Consider the following 1,238-nt stretch of genomic DNA (forward strand, 5'->3'; position numbering starts at 1 on the left):
TGGCCTGCTGCTGGTTTCGTAGACGGCAACTTAAGCTTTCATAGCTCGCTCCTCGAATGTGATAGGGCTTAGGTACCCGATGGTCGAGTGTCGGCGCTTCGGGTTGTAAAAGCATTCGATGTAGTCGAAGACATCTGCCCGCGCCTGCTTTCTGGTCCTGTAGGTTTTGCGTTTGATCCGTTCTGTCTTCAGCGAAGAGAAGAAGCTTTCCATCGCAGCGTTGTCCCAGACATTCCCGGAACGGCTCATTGAGCAGGTAATGCCATGATCTGCCATCAGCCTTTGGAACGGTTCACTGGTATATTGGCTGCCCTGATCGGAATGATGCAGCAGCTCCTTTGGTCTTCCCCTGCGCCACATCGCCATGATCAAGGCATCCGTAACCATCTGGGAGGTCATCTGATCACTCATCGACCAGCCAACAACGCGCCGGGAGAACAGGTCGATGACTGCTGCAACGTAGAGCCAGCCTTCCGCTGTCCAGATGTAGGTGAAGTCCGACACCCATTTCTGGTTCGGGCCATCCGCATCGAACTCACGTTCAAGCACGTTGGCAGCTATGATCGACCTCGTGCCCTCGTCTTTAGGTGGTTGTCGACGCTTTGGACGAGCTCTGAAGGCCGCCTGCCGCATCAGTCGCTCGACGCAATGCAACCCGCAGGAATAGCCCTCTTCAAGAAGATCGTGCCAGACCCGCCGCGCGCCATAGGTCCGGTCTGAACGCAGAAAACTTCTACGGATCACCGCCGATAGCTCTTCGTCGCGGATCGACCGGTCGCTGCGTGGTCGCGTAAGCCAGGCATGGAAGCCGCTACGTGACACACCGAGCGCATCACACATCCAACTAACTGGCCAGACCCCTCGGTGTTTCGCCACGAACCCAAACATCATAGCTGGTCCTTGGCGAAGTAGGCTGCGGCCTTTTTTAGGATGTCGCGCTCCGCCTTCAGTTTGGACACTTCGCGCCGCAGGCTTCTGAGCTCCTCTTGCTCTGGCGTCAGTCGGCCATTTCCCGGAAATGCCGCCGGACCATCAGCCTCAGAAGCACGCACCCATCTCCGAAGAACCGTGGCATGTATTCCAAGATCCCTAGAGGCTTGCGCTGCGCTCACACCTCGTTGCTTCACCAAATCCACCGCCTCTTGCTTGAACTCGCGGCTGAACATTCTTCTCGTCATTTAGATTCTCCAGTTTCATAAACACCTTATCTCGGTGTCCACGAAACCGGCAGCAGGCCA

Annotated in this window: 1 protein-coding gene; it reads right to left on the bottom strand. The window is 56.3% G+C overall.

Features of this window, described 5'->3' with window-relative positions; all coding sequences use genetic code 11:
* Positions 1-30 precede the first annotated feature (30 nt).
* Positions 31-1,178 (bottom strand): IS3 family transposase gene (locus Q1A91_RS23630; RefSeq protein ID WP_299883375.1). Its coding sequence is split into 2 segments (ribosomal slippage): positions 31-929 and positions 929-1,178, totalling 1,149 coding nucleotides; the frame shifts between segments, so codons are not numbered across the junction.
* Between the last annotated feature and the right edge of the window lie 60 nt (positions 1,179-1,238).

The organism is uncultured Sulfitobacter sp. (genome assembly GCF_947500075.1).
GTDB lineage: Bacteria > Pseudomonadota > Alphaproteobacteria > Rhodobacterales > Rhodobacteraceae > Sulfitobacter.